The organism is Castellaniella sp. MT123, from assembly GCF_039614765.1.
GTDB lineage: Bacteria > Pseudomonadota > Gammaproteobacteria > Burkholderiales > Burkholderiaceae_B > Castellaniella.
Window position 1 is genome coordinate 126,589 of record NZ_CP154879.1, and the last position, 16,002, is coordinate 142,590.

Genomic DNA, 16,002 nt, shown 5'->3' on the forward strand with positions numbered 1-16,002 from the left:
GGAGGGCGCTCCGGCTTACAGCTTGCAGCCGCGGGCGGGATCGGCGAGCGCTTTTGACGCAATCCCGATGACCTGGTTGGCGGTCCCCCGGACTTCCCGCAGGTAGATATCCTGAATGGGGTTGCCCGCCTTGGACAGCTTGAATGTGCCGCGCGGGCTGTCGATCGTTGCGCCTTGCATGGCCTGGCGCATGGCACCCTTCTGGCTGGCATCGCCCTTGACGGCGTTCAGGCCGGTTGCCAGCAGTTGGGCTGCGTCATAGCCCTGGACCGCGTAGACATCGGGCGCGATGGCCGGGTAGGCCTTGGTGTAGCTGGCCCGGAAGACCTTGTCCTTCGGGTTGTCCAGCCCGTCGGCGTAATGCAGGGTCGTCAGCAACCCCTGGGCCGCGTCGCCTTGCGCTTCCAGGGTGCCGTCCGTCAGGAACCCGCTGGCCAGCAGCGGAACGCGCGTGCGCAGACCGGCATCCGCGTAGTCCTTGACAAACTTGACCGCCCCGCCACCGGCGAAGAACGTGAACACCGCATCCGGTTTTTCAGCGGCGATCTCGGTCAGCAGCGGCTGGAACTCGACCTTGGGAAATGGCAGCATCAAGCGTTTGGTGACCTTGCCGCCAGCCTTCTCGAAACCTTCCTTGAAGCCGTCGGTCGCCTCTTTGCCGGCGGCGTAGTTCCAGGTGATCGTGATGGCCGTCTTATAGCCTTTTTCGCGTGCGACCTGGCCCATGGCGTAACCTGGTTGCCAGTTGGTGAAGGATGTGCGGAAGACTTCCTTCGAGCATAGCGGACCCGTGATGGCGTCGGCACCCGCGTTCGGGATGATGAGCGTGGTGTCGGCCGCCTTCGCCGCCTTGGCCAGGGCCAGGGCCACGCCGGAGTGCACCGTGCCCACCAGAATGTCCACCTGGTCGCGCTTGATGAGACGGTTGGCGTTCTCCGTCGCCTTCGACGGGTCGGATTCGTCGTCCACCTTGAAGTATTGGATATCCTGGCCGGCCAGCTTGCCGCCTTGTTCGGCGACATAGAGTTTGAAGCCGTTCTCGATGGCCTCGCCGAGCTTCGCGTAGGTGCCGCTGTAAGGCAGCATGAAGCCCACCTTGACGGTCGCGCCGGCTTGGGTGCAAGCCAGGCTGACAGTGGCAGCCAGCAAGGCGCGGGTGATGGTTTTCTGCATGGTTCTCCTCCGGGGTGAACCGCGTTACCCGTTATGGGGCCGGGCTTGCGGTTTGGGTTGGCTTATTGACTGTGGATTGCTTGTTGGGGGACGGTCAGGTTTTCCATGAACCGGACCACCGCCTCGATGGTGGCCTGGGGTTGGTCGACATGGGGCGAGTGACGGCAGCCGCTCAGCACGCAGAGTTGCGTCTGAGGCGCCTGCCGCTGGATGCGCAGGATCTGTTCCAGGGATCCGTACTGGTCGTCCTCGCCCTGGATGGCCAGGATGGGGCAGCGGATCGACGGCAGGAAAGATTCGATGTTCCAGGCGCGGAATGCGGGATCCAGCCAGATGTCGTTCCAGCCCCAGAAGGCCGAGTCCGCATCGCGGTGGTAGCGGCTCAGCTTGTACTTGAGATCCGTTTTGAGATACGTCTCGCGCGCCTGTTCGATACTGGCGATGGTCTGGTCTTCCACGAAGACGTGCGGAGCCGCTACGGCAATGGCCTTGACGCGTTCAGGATACATGGCTGCGTAGAGCAGGGCGATCGAGCCGCCGTCGCTGTGGCCGAACAGAATGGGTCGCTCGCGATCCAGACCCAGGGCTTTGAAGAGGACCGGCAAGGCTTCGCGCGCCTGGTCATGCATGAAGTGCGTGGGCCAGCGCATCGCCTCCGGCCTTGGGGTGCTGGCCCCGTAGCCATCGCGCGAAAACACCAGTCCCCGGCAGCCGGTGGCCGCGCACAGCTCATCCGGCCAGCTTTTCCAGAGCGCCACGGATCCCAGGCCCTCGTGCAGGAAGACCAGCAGATCGGCATCGCGCCGTTCCGGGGCGATGAGGCGGTACTCGATCTCCAGCGCCCGGTCCTGAAGCCGGATGGGGACGGTGGTCGGGCTGCTGGCGGATGATGTCGGCATGTTCATGGTCTTTACGCGGGGACGCTCTCGTGTTGCTGCCGCAGGCGGAAGCGCTGGATCTTGCCGGTGGCGGTCTTGGGCAGATCGTCCAGGAAGATGATGATGCGCGGATACTTGTGCGGCGCCAGGTTGGATTTGACGAAGGTCTTGAGTTCGAGCTCGATGGCTTCGCTATGGGTCGTGCCGGGGCGCAGGACGACATACGCGATCGTCTTGATCAGACCTTCGTGGTCGGGCGCGCCGATGACGGCGGCCTCGAGCACGAGGGGGTGGCGGATCAGCGTGCCTTCCACCTCCGCGGGAGAGACATACTGCCCGCTGACCTTGATCATGTCGTCGCTGCGACCGGCGTAGGTATAGTAGCCTTGGGCATCCACGGTGTACTTGTCGCCGCTCTTGAGCCACTCGCCCAGAAAGGTATCGTGCGACTTCTTGCGGTTGTGCCAGTACATGAGTGCCGCGCTGGGTCCTTTGATGTACAGATCGCCGATCTGGCCGACCGGGGTCGGGTTTCCGGCCTCGTCGCGCAGCTCGACCTCGTAGCCCGGGACGGGTTTGCCGGTCGTGCCGTAATGAATGTCGCCAGGCTGGTTGGTCAGGAAGATATGCAGCATCTCGGTCGATCCGATGCCGTCCAGGATGTAGCAGCCGAAATGTTCCGTGAAGCGGTCGCCCAGGTCCTTGGGCAGCGCTTCTCCGGCCGATGCGCAAACTCGCAGGGTCAGCTGTTCCTTCGATGGCAGCTGTGGCGAGGACAGCATGCTGGCGTACAGGGTGGGGACGCCGCAGAATATGGTCGGGCGGTGGCGGGTCAGATGTTCGAACACGGCGTCCGCCGTGGGGCGGCCCGACAGCAGAAGGACAGTCGCCCCCACCGACAGCGGAAACGTCAGCGCGTTGCCTAGCCCATAGGCGAAAAACATCTTGGCGGCGGAAAACACGGTATCGCTCTCGCGCACGCCCAGGATCGGCTTGCCATAGAGCTCCGCCGTATACCACAGGTTGCCATGCGTATGCACCACGGCCTTGGGCAGTCCGGTGGATCCCGAGGAGTACAGCCAGAACGCCGTCTCGTCGGTCTGCGTGTCCACGGGAGTCGGTGCGGGGGCCTGCGCCAGCGCGGCCTCGAAGTCGATCATCCCTTCAGACAGCGGCAGCTCTGGCTGAGCCACCACGATATGGGCGACTTCGTGGCTGACCTTGAGCATGGCCCGTTGCAGCACGGGCAGCAACGCCTGGGAGACGAAAGCAGCCTGGCAGCGGCTGTTTTGCAGGATGTAGGCGTAGTCGTCCGCGGTCAGCAGGGTATTGGCCGCGATGGGGACCACACCGGCCAGCAGCGATCCCAGGAAGCAGACCGGCCAATCCACGGTGTCGTGCATGAGCAGCAGGATGCGCTCTTCCCGGTGCAGGCCCAGTTGCTTGAGCAGGCCGGCGAATCGGATGCTGCGCTGCTCCAGTTCGCCGTAGCTGAGCGATCGCTGGCCATCCAGGTAGGCTGTTTTTGTTGCACGGCCTGCATTGAGGTCGAACAGGTGCCGTGCAAAGTTCAGTTGCTCCGGGCAAGGTGCCATGGTTGTCTCCGAATCATCGAGTTTGAATGGGTTGTCGGGTCGCGAGAGTCTCTTTCGCGATGCTCAAGCGGGTGTGATCTGGCCGAGGACGCCGGCGGCCCCTTGGATGGCGGCCTGGCGATGATAGAAATTCAGTGCGCGCAGGCCGCCGAGTTCCTGGCCGCCGCCCGCGCGGCCAGGGCCGCCGTGATTGGATTGCGGCATGGCGTTGCCGTGTCCGGTCTGGGTTTTGGCCGTATCGGGGCTGATCAGGTGGACGCGTCCGTGGCTTTCCGCCAGGTGTGCCGCCGCGTGCGCCAGTGTGGATGGGTCTTCGCCATAGACCGAGGCCACCAATGAGCCCATTCCACGCCGCGCCAGGTCCAATGCGTGTGCCATGTCGCGGTAGGGCATGAGGGTGGCAACCGGGCCGAACACCTCGGTCTGGTGGACCAGCGGATGCCGATCCGGATCCTGGGTGCCAAAGAGCGTCGGGGGCACGCAGGCGCTGTCTTCCGGGGCCTGGACGGTGATGCGGTTGCGGCCGTCGAAGAGCCTGTCGCAGGAGCCCGAGAGCGTGTCGATGCCGGTGTCCACCGCGGCGCGTTGGCTGCGGCTGACGAGGCTGCCCATGCGGATGCCCGGCGTGCGCGGGTCACCGACGGTGACTTTGGCAAGACGGGCCTCCAGTGCCTGAGCGACGTCGTCATAGCGCTTTGCGGGCACCATGATGCGGCGGATGGCGGTGCACTTCTGCCCCGATTTGCTCGTCAGTTCGCGCTCCACTTCGCGCACCAGTTGCTCTTCGGCCTGAAGGCTGCCGTCAGGGCCGAGGATGGCGCTGTTGATGCTGTCGGTTTCCGCGTTGAAACGCACGCCGTCGCGCAGGATGCGGGGGTGCCCGCGCAGTTCGGCCGCTGTGTCCGCCGACCCGGTGAAGGACACCATGTCCAGCGGGTCGAGCGCATCGAGCAGCCCGGCGGGACGGCCACAGACGATGCTCAGGGCGCCGTCCGGCAGGATGCCGGCCTCGAGCACGTCACGAACCATTTCCCAGGTCAGCCATGCCGTCGCCGTCGCCGGTTTGACCACGATCGGCACGCCGGACAGCAGGGCAGGCGCGGCTTTCTCCCAGAGGCCCCAGGCCGGGAAGTTGAATGCGTTGATCAGCAGCGCCACACCGTGGGATGGCACCAGGATGTGCTGGCTGGCGAAGGACCCGTCGCGGCACAGCGAAGCACGGTCGCCGTCGATCAGGCGGTGGGCGTCCGGCAGTGCACGGCCCAGCTTCGCATAGTAGGACAGCGTATACAGCGCACCGTCCACGTCGATCGAACTGTCGCGTTCGACGGTGCCGGAGTTTCGCAATGAAATATCCAGGTAGTGGTCCCGGCGGGACTGCAGTGTCTGATGGATCTGATCGAGCAGATCGGCTCGTTGGGGGTAGGTCATGGACCGTAGCGCGCCGCCGCCGTGGGTGCGTGCCCAGCGGTAGCAGCCCGCCATGTCGATCTGATCCGCGCCGGCCCAGGCAAGCGTCGTGCCCAGCACCGGATCCAGAAGTGCCTGACGCGTGCCCGCCGACGTGGGATGCCAGGTGGATTCTGTGTGGTTCAGTAATTCGATGGTCATGATGGGTATCGGTTCGCGCGGGATTCGGAAAGGGACTGCGGGGATCGCATCCAATGGAAGTCGACGTTCAGTGGAAGTCGATTTCCCCGTTGGGCAGCAGATAGAGAACGTAGGACTCGCCCGACGAGACGGTCGGCCGGTGTGTGGTCTGGGGGCCGTAGACCAGCCAGCCTGCCGGGTGATCGTCGAAGCGGGCGTTGCCGTCGATCGGCAGATTCAGGTCGATTTCGCCGGATGGATGTGTGTGGCGGGGGCCGACCAGATTCTTCATGAGCACGATGTCGCACGAGAAACCGTCGAGTTGCGCATCGGGCGGTATGACGCGGCCATAACGGATGCCGCCGTGTTCTTTGGCACAGACCCAGCCATCGCGTGTGCCGTCGAGGCAGATCGTCAGGATCTGGTGGTACAGCGCGCCGCCGGCGGGGAATTTCCGGTTGAGATCCTCGCCCAGTGCGGCGTCGAGGGGTCGTCCACCGATGAACCGGGTAACGGGCTGCAGCAGGTGAAGAAGCGTGTCATGGGTCATGGTGTAAGCGCTTTCGCCGTGTTCCGTATGGGGGCGGAAGTCCTGGCGATGGGGCGGCGGAAGTTTGTCGCGGTGTGCTTACAGTAAGTTCCGACTTGATGTGTGTCAAGCAATATAGTGCATATTTAATGAGATTCTAGGGTTTCCGATAAGCTGACGTTGGTATCGATCCCTCCTTTCAGGAGGAGAATTCGCTGGAGAAGATGAATTGGATTTCATAAACTATGAAGAAAAAATTTGACTCACGTCAATCAGTGCATTATTATGCATAAAAATTCAGGTCGCATTGAAGAAATGCACAATAATTCATTTTCATGGAGAGATGACATGAGCCAAAATGTCCAGCGAATCGATTACCGCACCGACCCCAGCCAGTATCGGCACTGGTCGCTTTCTTTCGACGGCGCAGTCGCAACCCTGGCCATGGACGTGGCCGAGGATGGCGGCCTCAAGTCCGGCTATCGCCTCAAGCTGAATTCCTATGATCTGGGCGTGGACATCGAGCTCCACGATGCGTTGCAGCGCATCCGCTTCGAGCACCCGGAGGTCCGCACCGTGGTGGTGACCAGCCTGAAGGACCGCATCTTCTGTTCGGGCGCCAACATTTTCATGCTGGGCCTTTCCACCCACGCCTGGAAAGTCAATTTCTGCAAGTTCACCAACGAGACGCGCAATGGCATGGAGGATTCCAGCCGCCATAGCGGCTTGAAGTTCATTGCCGCCGTCAATGGCGCCTGCGCGGGCGGTGGTTACGAACTGGCGCTGTCCTGCGATCAGATCCTGTTGATCGATGACAATTCCTCGGCGGTGTCGTTGCCCGAAGTGCCGTTGCTCGGTGTGCTGCCCGGGACGGGCGGGCTGACACGCGTCACCGACAAGCGCAAGGTGCGCCACGATCGGGCGGATATTTTCTGCACGCTGACCGAAGGGGTGCGCGGACAGCGTGCCAAGAGCTGGCGCCTGGTGGACGATCTGATCAAGCCCGCCCATTTCCAGCAGGAAGTGATGGCCCGGGCGGCGGAGCTGGCCTTGCAGAGCGATCGTCCCGCGGATGCGCAGGGTGTGGCACTGACCCGGATTGAACGGGAAGACGGGGTGGATCGTCTGGTCTATCGCCACGTCGAAGTCACGATCGACCGCGAGAACCGTGTGGCCAACTGGTTGTTGCGCGGGCCGGATGGCGATGTGGCCATGGACCCAGCGGCGATCGTCGCGCAGGGTGCGGCCTGGTGGCCTCTGCAGTTTGCCCGCGAACTCGATGATGCCATCCTGCAGATGCGCACCAACGAGCCGGAGATCGGCACCTGGGTGTTGCGCAGCCAGGGGGATGCCAATCGCATGCTGGAAGTCGACGGCGTACTCGCGCGGCTGGGGGACAGCCACTGGTTCGTGCGCGAAACCGTCGGCATGTTGCGCCGCACGCTGGCGCGCCTGGAAGTCACGTCCCGCTCGCTGTTTGCCCTGGTGGAGCCAGGTTCGTGCTTCGTCGGTACGCTCCTCGAAATCGCGCTGGCCTGCGACCGTAGCTACATGCTGGATGAAACCTCCGTCGAGCGGCCCGCGGTGGTTGCCCTGAGCGCCATGAACTTCGGCAGCTATCCCCGGGTCGATGGCCAGTCGCGCCTGCGTGCACGGTTTCACAGCGAGGAAGCGGCTCTCGAGCCTTTGCGCGCACGCGCCGAGACGCTGTTGTCCGCGCGTGAGGCCGAGGACCTCGGACTGGTGACCTTCACGCTCGACGAACTGGACTGGGACGAGGAGATCCGGCTGCTGCTCGAAGAGCGCGCCGCGCTTTCCCCGGATGCGCTGACGGGGCTGGAGGCCAATCTCCGGTTTGGTGGTCAGGAGACCATGGAAACGCGTGTGTTCGGCCGGCTCACCGCCTGGCAGAACTGGATTTTCTATCGCCCCAATGCGGCGGGCGAGAAGGGCGCACTGAAGGTGTATGGCAAGGGCGAAAAAGCCAACTTTGACTGGGTCCGCGTCTGATTTGATGCGAACAGGTCAGCAATTCCACTAGGAGACAGCACCATGACTGGTATCGATTATTCCCAGAAGATCCCCAACAACGTGAACCTGTCCGAGGACCGCGCCTTGCAGCGCGCCCTGGAGCACTGGCAGCCCAATTACCTGAACTGGTGGCAGAGCATGGGGCCGGACGGTTCGCATGGCTTCGATGTCTACCTGCGCACGGCAACCAGCGTCAATCCCGATGGCTGGGCCCATTTCGACCACGTGAAGATGCCGGATTATCGCTGGGGTATCTTCCTGACGCCGCAGGACGGTCAGCGCAAGATGCATTTTGGCGAGAACAAGGGCAAGGACGTCTGGCAGGACGCCCCCGGCGAGTACCGCGCGAATCTGCGGCGCATCATCGTCACCCAGGGCGACACGGAACCCGCCTCGGTCGAGCAGCAGCGCCACCTTGGGCTGACGGCGCCGTCTCTGTACGATCTGCGCAACCTGTTCCAGGTCAATGTCGAGGAAGGCCGCCATTTGTGGGCCATGGCCTATCTGCTGCACCGCTATTTCGGCCGCGATGGCCGCGAGGAAGCCGATGCGCTGCTGCAGCGCAATTCGGGCAGCGAGGACAGCCCGCGCATCCTGGGCGCATTCAACGAGAAGACCCCGGACTGGCTGGCCTTCTACATGTTCACGTATTTCACCGACCGCGACGGCAAATTCCAGCTCAGCGCGCTCACCGAGTCCTGCTTCGATCCCCTGGCGCGCACGACCCGCTTCATGCTGACCGAGGAAGCGCATCACATGTTCGTCGGCGAGTCGGGGGTATCCCGCGTCGTGCAGCGAACCGCCGAAATGATGAACGAACTCAAGACGGACGATCCCGCCGTGTTGCGTAAAGCGGGCGTGATCGATCTGCCGACCATCCAGCGTTACCTGAACTTCCACTTCAGCGTCACGATCGACCTGTTCGGCGCCGACGAGTCTTCGAACGCGGCCACGTATTACAGCGCGGGGCTGAAGGGCCGCTATGAAGAAAGCAAGCGTACGGACGATCATCAGCTGAAAAATGACACCTATCGCGTCCTCAAAGTCATCGACGGCCAGTTGCGCGAGGTCGAGGTGCCGATGCTCAATGCCCTCAATGAAGTGCTGCGCGACGACTTCATCAAGGATTCGGTGGGCGGTGTGAGCCGCTGGAACCGGGTGCTGGAAAAGCACGGCATCGATTTTCGCCTGATCACGCCGCACAAGGCTTTCAATCGCAAGATCGGCTCGCTGTCCGAGATCCGGGTGTCGCCGGATGGACATCTGCTGACCGAGGAACAATGGCGCGTGCATCAGGACGAGTGGCTGCCGACCGCGGAAGACCGTGCCTTCGTGGCGTCGTTGATGGGGCGTGTGGCCGAGCCCGGCAAATTCGCCAACTGGATCGCGCCGCCGGTCATCGGCATCAACCGCCAGCCGGTGGATTTCGAGTACGTTCGTTTCAACTGAGCGCCGGGCCGTGCGCCGGTACGGCGCGCGGCCATGGCCGGCATGGAGAGCCGTGATGTCAGAGAGCACGCAAATCGAGGTCATGAAGCAGCACCTCATCGATCCGGAGATCTGCATCCGGTGCAATTCCTGCGAAGAAGCCTGCCCCATCGATGCCATCACGCATGACGCCAACAACTATGTCGTCAAGCCCGATGTCTGCATGGCCTGTCAGGCCTGTCTCCCGGTTTGCCCGACCGGGGCGATCGACAACTGGATCCGTGTGCTGGCCCAGGAACCCTATCCGATCGACGAACAGTTCGAATGGATGTCTCTGCCGGTGGAAAAAACCTTGCCCGAGAATGCCGTGGAAATCCCGACGGGTGGGCGTCGGGAGGGGGAACAAGAGGCCTTGGCGGCCGCCAGTACGCCGGATGGCGGCGTGGTCGGCGAGCTGAAGCCGGGAGATGAGCTGATCGAGGGTCAGCCGGCAACCACCGCGGGTTCCAGCGTTCCACCCTGGAGCGCCGCGCATCCCTACGTCAATCTGTACACGCACAAGAACGTCGCCGAGGCGACCGTGGCGGGCAACTATCGCATCAGCGCCGACAATGCCGAAAGCGATATCCATCACATCGTCCTGGATTTCGAGTCGCTGCCGTTTCCCGTGCTGGAAGGGCAGTCCATCGCTGTTTTCCCGCCGGGGCTGGATGCCCGCGGCCGTCCCTACTACGCACGGCAGTATTCGATCGCCAGCCCCAGGGATGGAGAGCGCCCCGGTTACAACAATCTGTCGCTGACGGTCAAGCGCGTGACCAGCGACTATGACGGCAATCCAGTGGCGGGGGTGTGCTCCAGTTATCTGTGCGATCTGCGCCGGGGCGACAAGGTCCGGGTCATCGGGCCGCTGGGCGCCACATTCCTGATGCCCAATCTGGATCGGGCCAATCTGCTGATGATCTGCACCGGAACGGGGGCGGCTCCCATGCGCGCCATGACGGAGCGCTGCCGCCGCCTGACCAAGCGCAGCGAGTTTCAGGGCCGGCTCATGCTGTTCTTCGGTGCGCGCACCCAGCACGAGCTACCGTACTTCGGGCCGCTCATGGGGCTGCCCAAGGGGTTCATCGACATCAATCTGGCCCTCTCGCGTGAGCCGGATCACCCCAAGCGCCATGTCCAGGACCTGATCGTCGAGCGGGCATCCGATGTGCTGACCCTGCTGCAGGACCCGAATACCCATATCTACGTGTGCGGCCTCAAGGGCATGGAGCACGGCACGCTCGCGGCGATGAAGAATATCGTCGAGGCCAGCGGCCAGAGCTGGCAGGAGCTGAGTGCAGGCTTAAGGGAACAGGGGCGCATGCATTTCGAGACTTATTGAAGGGCGTTATTCCACGCTGGCTGGAACTCTGGGATTGACGACCGCGCGGACGGTGCGGCGCAGGATCTGGAAGGTCTGGTCCAGCGGCTGTCCGCTGGTATTGACGTGGAATTCCGCTTTGGAATAGAACGCTTGCCGGCCCGCGAGAATATCCTTGAGGTCCTGCATGGCTTCCGGGTTGGCGGACATCGGTCTGAGATCGCCTTGGGCGATGACCCGTTTCATGTGGTCTTCCGGACTGGCCTGGAGCCAGACGGTCGTGCAGTAGGACAGCAGCAGGTTGAAGGTCGAGGGCTCGGAAACCAGTCCGCCCGGCGTGGCGAACACGCCTTCGGAGTAGATCTGGAGGGTTTCCTCCAGCGCTCTGCGCTCGTAGCGGCGATAGGCGTTCATGCCATAGAGGGACTGGATCTCGGCGACCGAACAGCCGGCGAATTTTTCGATCTCCCGGCTCAGTTCGATGAAGGGAAATCCCAGGTCGTTGGCCAGCAGTCTGCCCAGCGTCGATTTGCCGGCGCCACGCAGCCCGATCAGGGCGATGCGGGAGCTGCGTTGCGGGCTCTGCCCGCCGGTGCCCAGCATCTCACCGATGGCCAGACGGACCTTGCGCAAGGTGGCCTCGTCCTTGGTTTCCAGCAGTTCGCGGATGAGCAGCCATTCCGGTGACGATGTGGTGACGTCGCCGATGAGCTCGGCGAGCGTGCATTGCAGCGCCTGCGTGACCTGCAGCAGCACCAGAATGGACGCATTGCCGACGCCGCTTTCGAGGTTGGCCAGATGACGCTCGGACACGCCGGACGCGAGCGCGGTGGCCTTACGTGTCAGGCCACGCCTCGCACGCAGCGCACGGACGTGTTCGCCCAGGGTGATCAGGAAGGGATTGCGCCCGGTGTCCAGGTCCGATCGGTCGCGCACCACCAGTGGTTCGGTCTCATCAATCATCGTATTGACATTTTAATGCATGATAAGAATTTTAGTGCATTAAATCAGAGCTGGCTATCCAATAACGGTCATATCGGGCAAGTGAGTGAGAACCAGTTAAACTGACCGATTGTGTTCTGTATCTAGGATTTTCCTGGATAACCGCTATGAAATTCAAGGAATTCGAACCGGGCATGGTCATTCACCATGGGCCCGTGACTGTGACCGAAGCGGAAATGCTGGCCTTTGCCCGCAGTTATGATCCGCAATGGTTCCACGTCGATGAGAAGCGCGCCCGCGACAGCCGCTGGGGCGGTCTGATCGCCAGCGGCTGGATGACCTGCGGCCTGGCCATGCGCATGGCGTTCGAATCCGCGCTGCACGATTCCGAGTCCTTCGGTTCACCCGGCCTGGAACGGCTGCGCTGGATCCTGCCGGTGCGCCCGGGCGACCAGCTGCGGCTGGAGGCGACGGTGGATTCCAGGCGGATATCCTCCAGCCGAGAGGATCTGGGCATCATGCGCTGGACCTGGCGCCTGTTCAACCAGGCCGACGAACAGGTGCTGGAAGTCGAAGTCACCAGCCTGTTTGAACTGGAACTGCCCGACCGCGCGTGATCGCCGGGGCGGGCCTGCCCGCCCATTTCCGCAGGGCAGCCGTCACCGGAACACCACTGTGCGCTTGCCGTTGAGCAGGATCCGGTGTTCCACATGCCAGCGCACGGCGCGCGACAGCACCACGGATTCGATGTCGCTGCCGATGCGCGTCAGTTCCTGCGGGCCCATGGCGTGGTCCACGCGCTCTATGTCCTGTTCGATGATGGGGCCTTCGTCCAGGTCCCGGGTCACGTAGTGGGCGGTCGCGCCGATGATCTTCACCCCGCGCGCATGGGCCTGGTAATAGGGCCGGGCACCCTTGAAACTGGGCAGGAAACTGTGGTGGATGTTGATGGCCCGGCCTTCCAGCGCGCCACAAAGATCCGATGACAGGATTTGCATGTAGCGCGCCAGCACGACCAGGTCGACCCGCTCGCGTTCAACCAGATCCAGGATCCGCCGTTCCTGTCCGGCGCGGTTGTCCACCGAGACGGGCAGGTGGTGGAAGGGCAGGCCGTGCGCCTGGGCCAGGGGCTGGAAATCGGGATGGTTGGAGACCACGCCGGCCACTTCCGCCGGCATCTGCCCGCTTTGTACCCGGAACAGCAGATCGTTCAGGCAGTGCCCCTGGCGGCTGACCAGGATCAGCAGCCGCGCCTTGCGACGCGCGTCGTGAATCTGGAATTGCATGCCAAAGCGTTCCGCTACGCTGGCGAAATCGTCCTGCAGCGCGTCGATCGTTTCCTCGGCGGGCAGCGCGAAGTGCACGCGCAGAAAGAATTGCTGGCTGTCGGGGTCACCGAACTGCTGGGCGTGAATGATGTTGCCGTGGTGATTCAGCAGCCAGCCGGTGACGGTGTGGACGATGCCCATCCGGTCCGGGCAGGAAAGTGTCAGGATGTAGTCGTGCATGAAAAATCCGGGGGATGCGGGGGTCTGGGTCAGTTGCGTGACAGCGGTTCGCTGGCCGGGGTCAGTTCGAAGTCCCCCGCGTGGTAGATCAGGGGCGACAGCAGCTGGCGGTGGCAATGCTCGACCTGGCCGACGAAAATCGTGTGATCGCCGGCGCGATGGCGTTGTGTGTTGTGGCATTCGAACCAGGCTGCGCAGCGCGTGTCCCCCAGCATCAGGGTGCCGTTGGGGGCTCGATCCAGCGGCAAGTCGGTGAAACGGTCGGCCTGGGGGCCTTTGGCGAAGCGCCGCGCCAGGTCGATCTGGCTGGCCGACAGAACGTGGATGACGTAGCGATCCAACGACAGGAATGCCGCCAGGGACGAGGCGGTGTGTGTCAGCGCCCACAAGACCATGGGGGGGTCCAGGGACACCGAACTGAAGGAACTGATTGTCAGCCCCAGCGGGACGCCGGTGTCCGGATGTTCGGCCGTCACGATCGTGACCCCGGTGGGAAACCGGCCCAGCGCCGACCGGAAATACAGGGACGGGAAGTCGGCGGGAGTCGGGGAAGCTGTCATCGCGCTCATCAGGGGGCCAGGCGCGCCAGGTTCCAGGCCCCTGCGGCGCTCAGGGTGTAGACCAGGCGATCGTGTAGCCGCGACGGCCGGCCCTGCCAGAATTCGATCTGTTCGGCCCGCAGGCGATAACCGCCCCAGTGCGACGGGCGGGCGGGGTGCTCGCCCAGTTCCTGCGTCAGGTTCAGGACCCGGGCTGCCAGCGTCTCGTGGCTGATCGGCTGGCTCTGGGGCGAGGCCCAGGCGCCAATGCGCGACCCCAGCGGCCGGCTGGCGTAGTAGACATCGGATTCCGCCGCGTCCACCTGAGTGACCGCGCCCTCGATGCGTACCTGGCGTTCCAGTTCCGGCCAGAAGAACAGCAGGCTGGCCTGGGGATTGGCGGCCAGGTCATGACCTTTGCGCGACTGATAGTTGGTGTAGAACACGAAACCCTGGACGTCGAAACCTTTGAGCAGCACGATCCGGGCCGAGGGCCGGCCGGCCGCGTCGGCGGTGGCGAGCGTCATCGCTGTCGGTTCGCGGACTTCGCTATGCAGGGCCTGCTGGAACCACTGCTCGAACTGCGTATACGGATCGGCAGCCGCGGCGGATTCGAGCAGTTCGTATTTCTGGTAAGTCTGGCGGATATCGGCGATGGACATGATGCCTGTTCAGGAAGGGGAGTGTTCAGTGTCCCGTAGCGCGCCGGCGATGGCGCGCAGCCGGCGGTCCGCGATGCCTGCGGCATCCAGGGCCTGTGCCGTCTGCAGGACGTAGTCGGTGCAGGCGCCGTAGCGCCCGTGCCCTTGGCGGATGACGGCGACTGTCTGTTCGAACGACAAGGCCGGCGCGTAGCCGGCATCCTGGCGGTCCATGGTGAAGACCAGCCCCGCCACGGGGCCGGCATCGGTATGGCAGTCGAGCCAGCGCGGAATGTAGGCGGCGCTGGGCATTTCCCGTTGCCACAGGGCGTGCATGATCTCTGGTACCCGGGCTGCGGCGATCCGGTAGGCCCGGCCGGTGCAGGAGCCACCCAGACCCAGGCCGAAAACCAGCCCCGGACATTCGGGCGTCCCGCGATTGATGCGCGACCACAGGCACAGGGACCGGTGGTAGCCATGGATACGTGCCCGTCGGGCTTCCAGGAAGGCGAATTCCGGGCGCCAGATCAGGGATCCATATCCGAAGACCCACAGATCGGATTGACCATCCCAGTGGTGGAGGGCCTGCCGGATGGATGCCTCGTGCCAAGCGGCGTCCCGTACCCGGAATGCCTCGGGCGGCGGGGGCTGGCGGGATGGGCGGGGCGCGTGGGCGTTCACTGGATGGAAGGGCGGGGATCGGGAGAATGCTTCCTATTGTAGAGGACTTGGGGCTGGATATCCGGCGCGGTGTGGATGCAAGGGCATGGCAAAATGGAGCGTCTCTTTCTTGCGGATTTTTCGCTCCTTCGATGATGCCCGATTCCGATTCCCTTACGCCCCTCGGTCCTGCCTGCGACGCCGACCTGGAACGCCGTTTCGGTGGCCTGGACCGTCTGTATGGTGTGGGGGCCTGGCGGACGCTGGACGGGTTGCACGCGGTGGTGGCCGGGATCGGCGGGGTTGGCGCCTGGTGTGCCGAGGCGCTGGCCCGCTCGGGGGTCGGTGCGTTGACCCTGATCGACATGGACCATATCGCCGAGTCCAACGTCAACCGCCAGGTGCATGCCTTGGGCAGCACGCTGGGGCAGGCGAAGGTCCAGGCCATGGCGGCACGGGTGCGGGATATCAATCCGGCGTGCCGGGTGACCTGCGTCGATGACTTCGTCGATGCCGGCAACGTGGGCGACATCCTGTCGGCAAGGCCGCGCGGCGTGCTGCTGGATTGCACCGATCAGGTTCCCGCCAAGATCGCCATGATTCTGTGCGCTCGCGAACAAGGTTGGCCGCTGTTGGTGTGCGGCGGGGCCGGCGGAAAGACCGATCCGCTGGCATTGCGCGCCGGCGACCTGTCGCTCGTGACGCACGACGCCCTGCTGGGCCGCATTCGCCAGGAACTGCGTCAGCGCCACGGTTACCCCAAGGGCGGCGCGGCCGGAGGCAAGCCCCGGCGCCGGGTGCCGCGCATGGCCGTTCATTGTCTGTGGTTCGACCAGCCGGTGGTGCTGCCTTCGGCGTGGGTTGTGACGGATCCCGATCTGGCTGCCGCCGCGTGCGAGGCCCCTGCGGACGGCGATCGGCCCGCCGCCGGGCCTCGCGGCGCCCCTCAGGGCCTTTCCTGCGCCGGGTACGGTTCCGTGGTGACCGTCACGGCTTCCATGGGATTGGCGGCCGCGGACTGGGCGGTGCGCCAGGCGCTCAGGCAGAATGTCAGTCCCGCGTCAGCGTGACCGGGTACGGTCGGTGCTGACGATAAAAAGATTCGGAACGCAAGATTCAGAACACATC

Annotated in this window: 15 protein-coding genes; 5 read left to right on the forward strand and 10 right to left on the reverse strand. The window is 63.9% G+C overall.

What is annotated here, in order from left to right:
- Positions 1-15 precede the first annotated feature (15 nt).
- The 5 genes from ABCV34_RS00595 to ABCV34_RS00615 form a co-directional block, all read right to left on the reverse strand.
- Positions 16-1,173, reverse strand: coding sequence for an ABC transporter substrate-binding protein (locus tag ABCV34_RS00595; RefSeq protein ID WP_345797309.1), 1,158 nt, complete (start codon positions 1,171-1,173; stop codon positions 16-18).
- A gap of 62 nt (positions 1,174-1,235) precedes the next feature.
- On the reverse strand, positions 1,236-2,072 hold the full coding sequence (locus ABCV34_RS00600) for an alpha/beta hydrolase (protein WP_345797310.1): 837 nt from the start codon (positions 2,070-2,072) through the stop codon (positions 1,236-1,238).
- An 11-nt stretch (positions 2,073-2,083) separates the two neighbouring features.
- A complete protein-coding gene (locus ABCV34_RS00605) occupies positions 2,084-3,646 on the reverse strand; it encodes a benzoate-CoA ligase family protein (protein WP_345797311.1) in 1,563 nt (520 codons plus the stop codon).
- Between the two features lie 63 nt (positions 3,647-3,709).
- On the reverse strand, positions 3,710-5,257 hold the full coding sequence (locus tag ABCV34_RS00610) for a 3,4-dehydroadipyl-CoA semialdehyde dehydrogenase (RefSeq protein ID WP_345797312.1): 1,548 nt from the start codon (positions 5,255-5,257) through the stop codon (positions 3,710-3,712).
- A 67-nt stretch (positions 5,258-5,324) separates the two neighbouring features.
- Positions 5,325-5,786, reverse strand: coding sequence for a DUF4863 family protein (locus tag ABCV34_RS00615; RefSeq protein ID WP_345797313.1), 462 nt, complete (start codon positions 5,784-5,786; stop codon positions 5,325-5,327).
- A 327-nt stretch (positions 5,787-6,113) separates the two neighbouring features.
- Here ABCV34_RS00615 and boxC point away from each other — a divergent pair, with 327 nt between their 5' ends.
- Genes boxC through boxA form a run of 3 tightly spaced genes read left to right on the forward strand, consistent with a single transcriptional unit; the run spans position 6,114 to position 10,605 of the window.
- Positions 6,114-7,775: a 2,3-epoxybenzoyl-CoA dihydrolase gene (gene boxC / locus ABCV34_RS00620; protein WP_345797314.1), complete on the forward strand. Its 1,662-nt coding sequence runs from the start codon at positions 6,114-6,116 to the stop codon at positions 7,773-7,775.
- A 42-nt stretch (positions 7,776-7,817) separates the two neighbouring features.
- The gene (gene boxB / locus ABCV34_RS00625; protein ID WP_345797315.1) at positions 7,818-9,245 is read left to right on the forward strand and encodes a benzoyl-CoA 2,3-epoxidase subunit BoxB; all 1,428 of its coding nucleotides are present in this window, start codon (positions 7,818-7,820) and stop codon (positions 9,243-9,245) included.
- 55 nt (positions 9,246-9,300) lie between these two features.
- The gene (gene boxA, locus ABCV34_RS00630) at positions 9,301-10,605 is read left to right on the forward strand and encodes a benzoyl-CoA 2,3-epoxidase subunit BoxA (RefSeq protein ID WP_345797316.1); all 1,305 of its coding nucleotides are present in this window, start codon (positions 9,301-9,303) and stop codon (positions 10,603-10,605) included.
- A 6-nt stretch (positions 10,606-10,611) separates the two neighbouring features.
- Here the strand turns inward: boxA and ABCV34_RS00635 are convergent, their stop codons facing one another.
- Positions 10,612-11,547, reverse strand: coding sequence for a helix-turn-helix transcriptional regulator (locus tag ABCV34_RS00635; protein WP_345797317.1), 936 nt, complete (start codon positions 11,545-11,547; stop codon positions 10,612-10,614).
- A gap of 146 nt (positions 11,548-11,693) precedes the next feature.
- Between ABCV34_RS00635 and ABCV34_RS00640 the strand changes: the two genes are divergently transcribed.
- Positions 11,694-12,143 (forward strand): MaoC family dehydratase, encoded by a 450-nt coding sequence (locus ABCV34_RS00640; RefSeq protein ID WP_345797318.1) that lies wholly within the window; start codon positions 11,694-11,696, stop codon positions 12,141-12,143.
- A 42-nt stretch (positions 12,144-12,185) separates the two neighbouring features.
- Here the strand turns inward: ABCV34_RS00640 and purU are convergent, their stop codons facing one another.
- The 4 genes from purU to ABCV34_RS00660 are packed head-to-tail and all read right to left on the reverse strand — an operon-like array spanning position 12,186 to position 14,808.
- The gene (gene purU / locus ABCV34_RS00645) at positions 12,186-13,034 is read right to left on the reverse strand and encodes a formyltetrahydrofolate deformylase (RefSeq protein WP_345797319.1); all 849 of its coding nucleotides are present in this window, start codon (positions 13,032-13,034) and stop codon (positions 12,186-12,188) included.
- A gap of 29 nt (positions 13,035-13,063) precedes the next feature.
- Positions 13,064-13,594 (reverse strand): flavin reductase family protein, encoded by a 531-nt coding sequence (locus tag ABCV34_RS00650; RefSeq protein ID WP_345797320.1) that lies wholly within the window; start codon positions 13,592-13,594, stop codon positions 13,064-13,066.
- An 8-nt stretch (positions 13,595-13,602) separates the two neighbouring features.
- Positions 13,603-14,235 carry a pyridoxamine 5'-phosphate oxidase gene (gene pdxH, locus ABCV34_RS00655; protein WP_345797321.1) on the reverse strand — a complete coding sequence of 211 codons (633 nt, stop codon included), beginning with the start codon at positions 14,233-14,235 and terminating at the stop codon, positions 13,603-13,605.
- Between the two features lie 9 nt (positions 14,236-14,244).
- Positions 14,245-14,808, reverse strand: a complete 564-nt coding sequence (locus ABCV34_RS00660; RefSeq protein WP_345798655.1) for a gamma-glutamylcyclotransferase — start codon at positions 14,806-14,808, stop codon at positions 14,245-14,247.
- A gap of 218 nt (positions 14,809-15,026) precedes the next feature.
- Between ABCV34_RS00660 and ABCV34_RS00665 the strand changes: the two genes are divergently transcribed.
- Entirely contained in the window at positions 15,027-15,944 is a 918-nt protein-coding gene (locus ABCV34_RS00665) for a tRNA threonylcarbamoyladenosine dehydratase (RefSeq protein ID WP_345797322.1), read from the forward strand.
- Positions 15,945-16,002 lie beyond the last annotated feature (58 nt).

Coding starts and splice junctions, on each gene's coding strand:
- ABCV34_RS00595 (WP_345797309.1), bottom strand. CDS start 1,173: ATGCAGAAAACCATCACCCGCGCCTTGCTGGCTGCCACTGTCAGCCTG.
- ABCV34_RS00600 (WP_345797310.1), bottom strand. CDS start 2,072: ATGCCGACATCATCCGCCAGCAGCCCGACCACCGTCCCCATCCGGCTT.
- ABCV34_RS00605 (WP_345797311.1), bottom strand. CDS start 3,646: ATGGCACCTTGCCCGGAGCAACTGAACTTTGCACGGCACCTGTTCGAC.
- ABCV34_RS00610 (WP_345797312.1), bottom strand. CDS start 5,257: ATGACCATCGAATTACTGAACCACACAGAATCCACCTGGCATCCCACG.
- ABCV34_RS00615 (WP_345797313.1), bottom strand. CDS start 5,786: ATGACCCATGACACGCTTCTTCACCTGCTGCAGCCCGTTACCCGGTTC.
- boxC (WP_345797314.1), top strand. CDS start 6,114: ATGAGCCAAAATGTCCAGCGAATCGATTACCGCACCGACCCCAGCCAG.
- boxB (WP_345797315.1), top strand. CDS start 7,818: ATGACTGGTATCGATTATTCCCAGAAGATCCCCAACAACGTGAACCTG.
- boxA (WP_345797316.1), top strand. CDS start 9,301: ATGTCAGAGAGCACGCAAATCGAGGTCATGAAGCAGCACCTCATCGAT.
- ABCV34_RS00635 (WP_345797317.1), bottom strand. CDS start 11,547: ATGATTGATGAGACCGAACCACTGGTGGTGCGCGACCGATCGGACCTG.
- ABCV34_RS00640 (WP_345797318.1), top strand. CDS start 11,694: ATGAAATTCAAGGAATTCGAACCGGGCATGGTCATTCACCATGGGCCC.
- purU (WP_345797319.1), bottom strand. CDS start 13,034: ATGCACGACTACATCCTGACACTTTCCTGCCCGGACCGGATGGGCATC.
- ABCV34_RS00650 (WP_345797320.1), bottom strand. CDS start 13,594: ATGACAGCTTCCCCGACTCCCGCCGACTTCCCGTCCCTGTATTTCCGG.
- pdxH (WP_345797321.1), bottom strand. CDS start 14,235: ATGTCCATCGCCGATATCCGCCAGACTTACCAGAAATACGAACTGCTC.
- ABCV34_RS00665 (WP_345797322.1), top strand. CDS start 15,027: ATGATGCCCGATTCCGATTCCCTTACGCCCCTCGGTCCTGCCTGCGAC.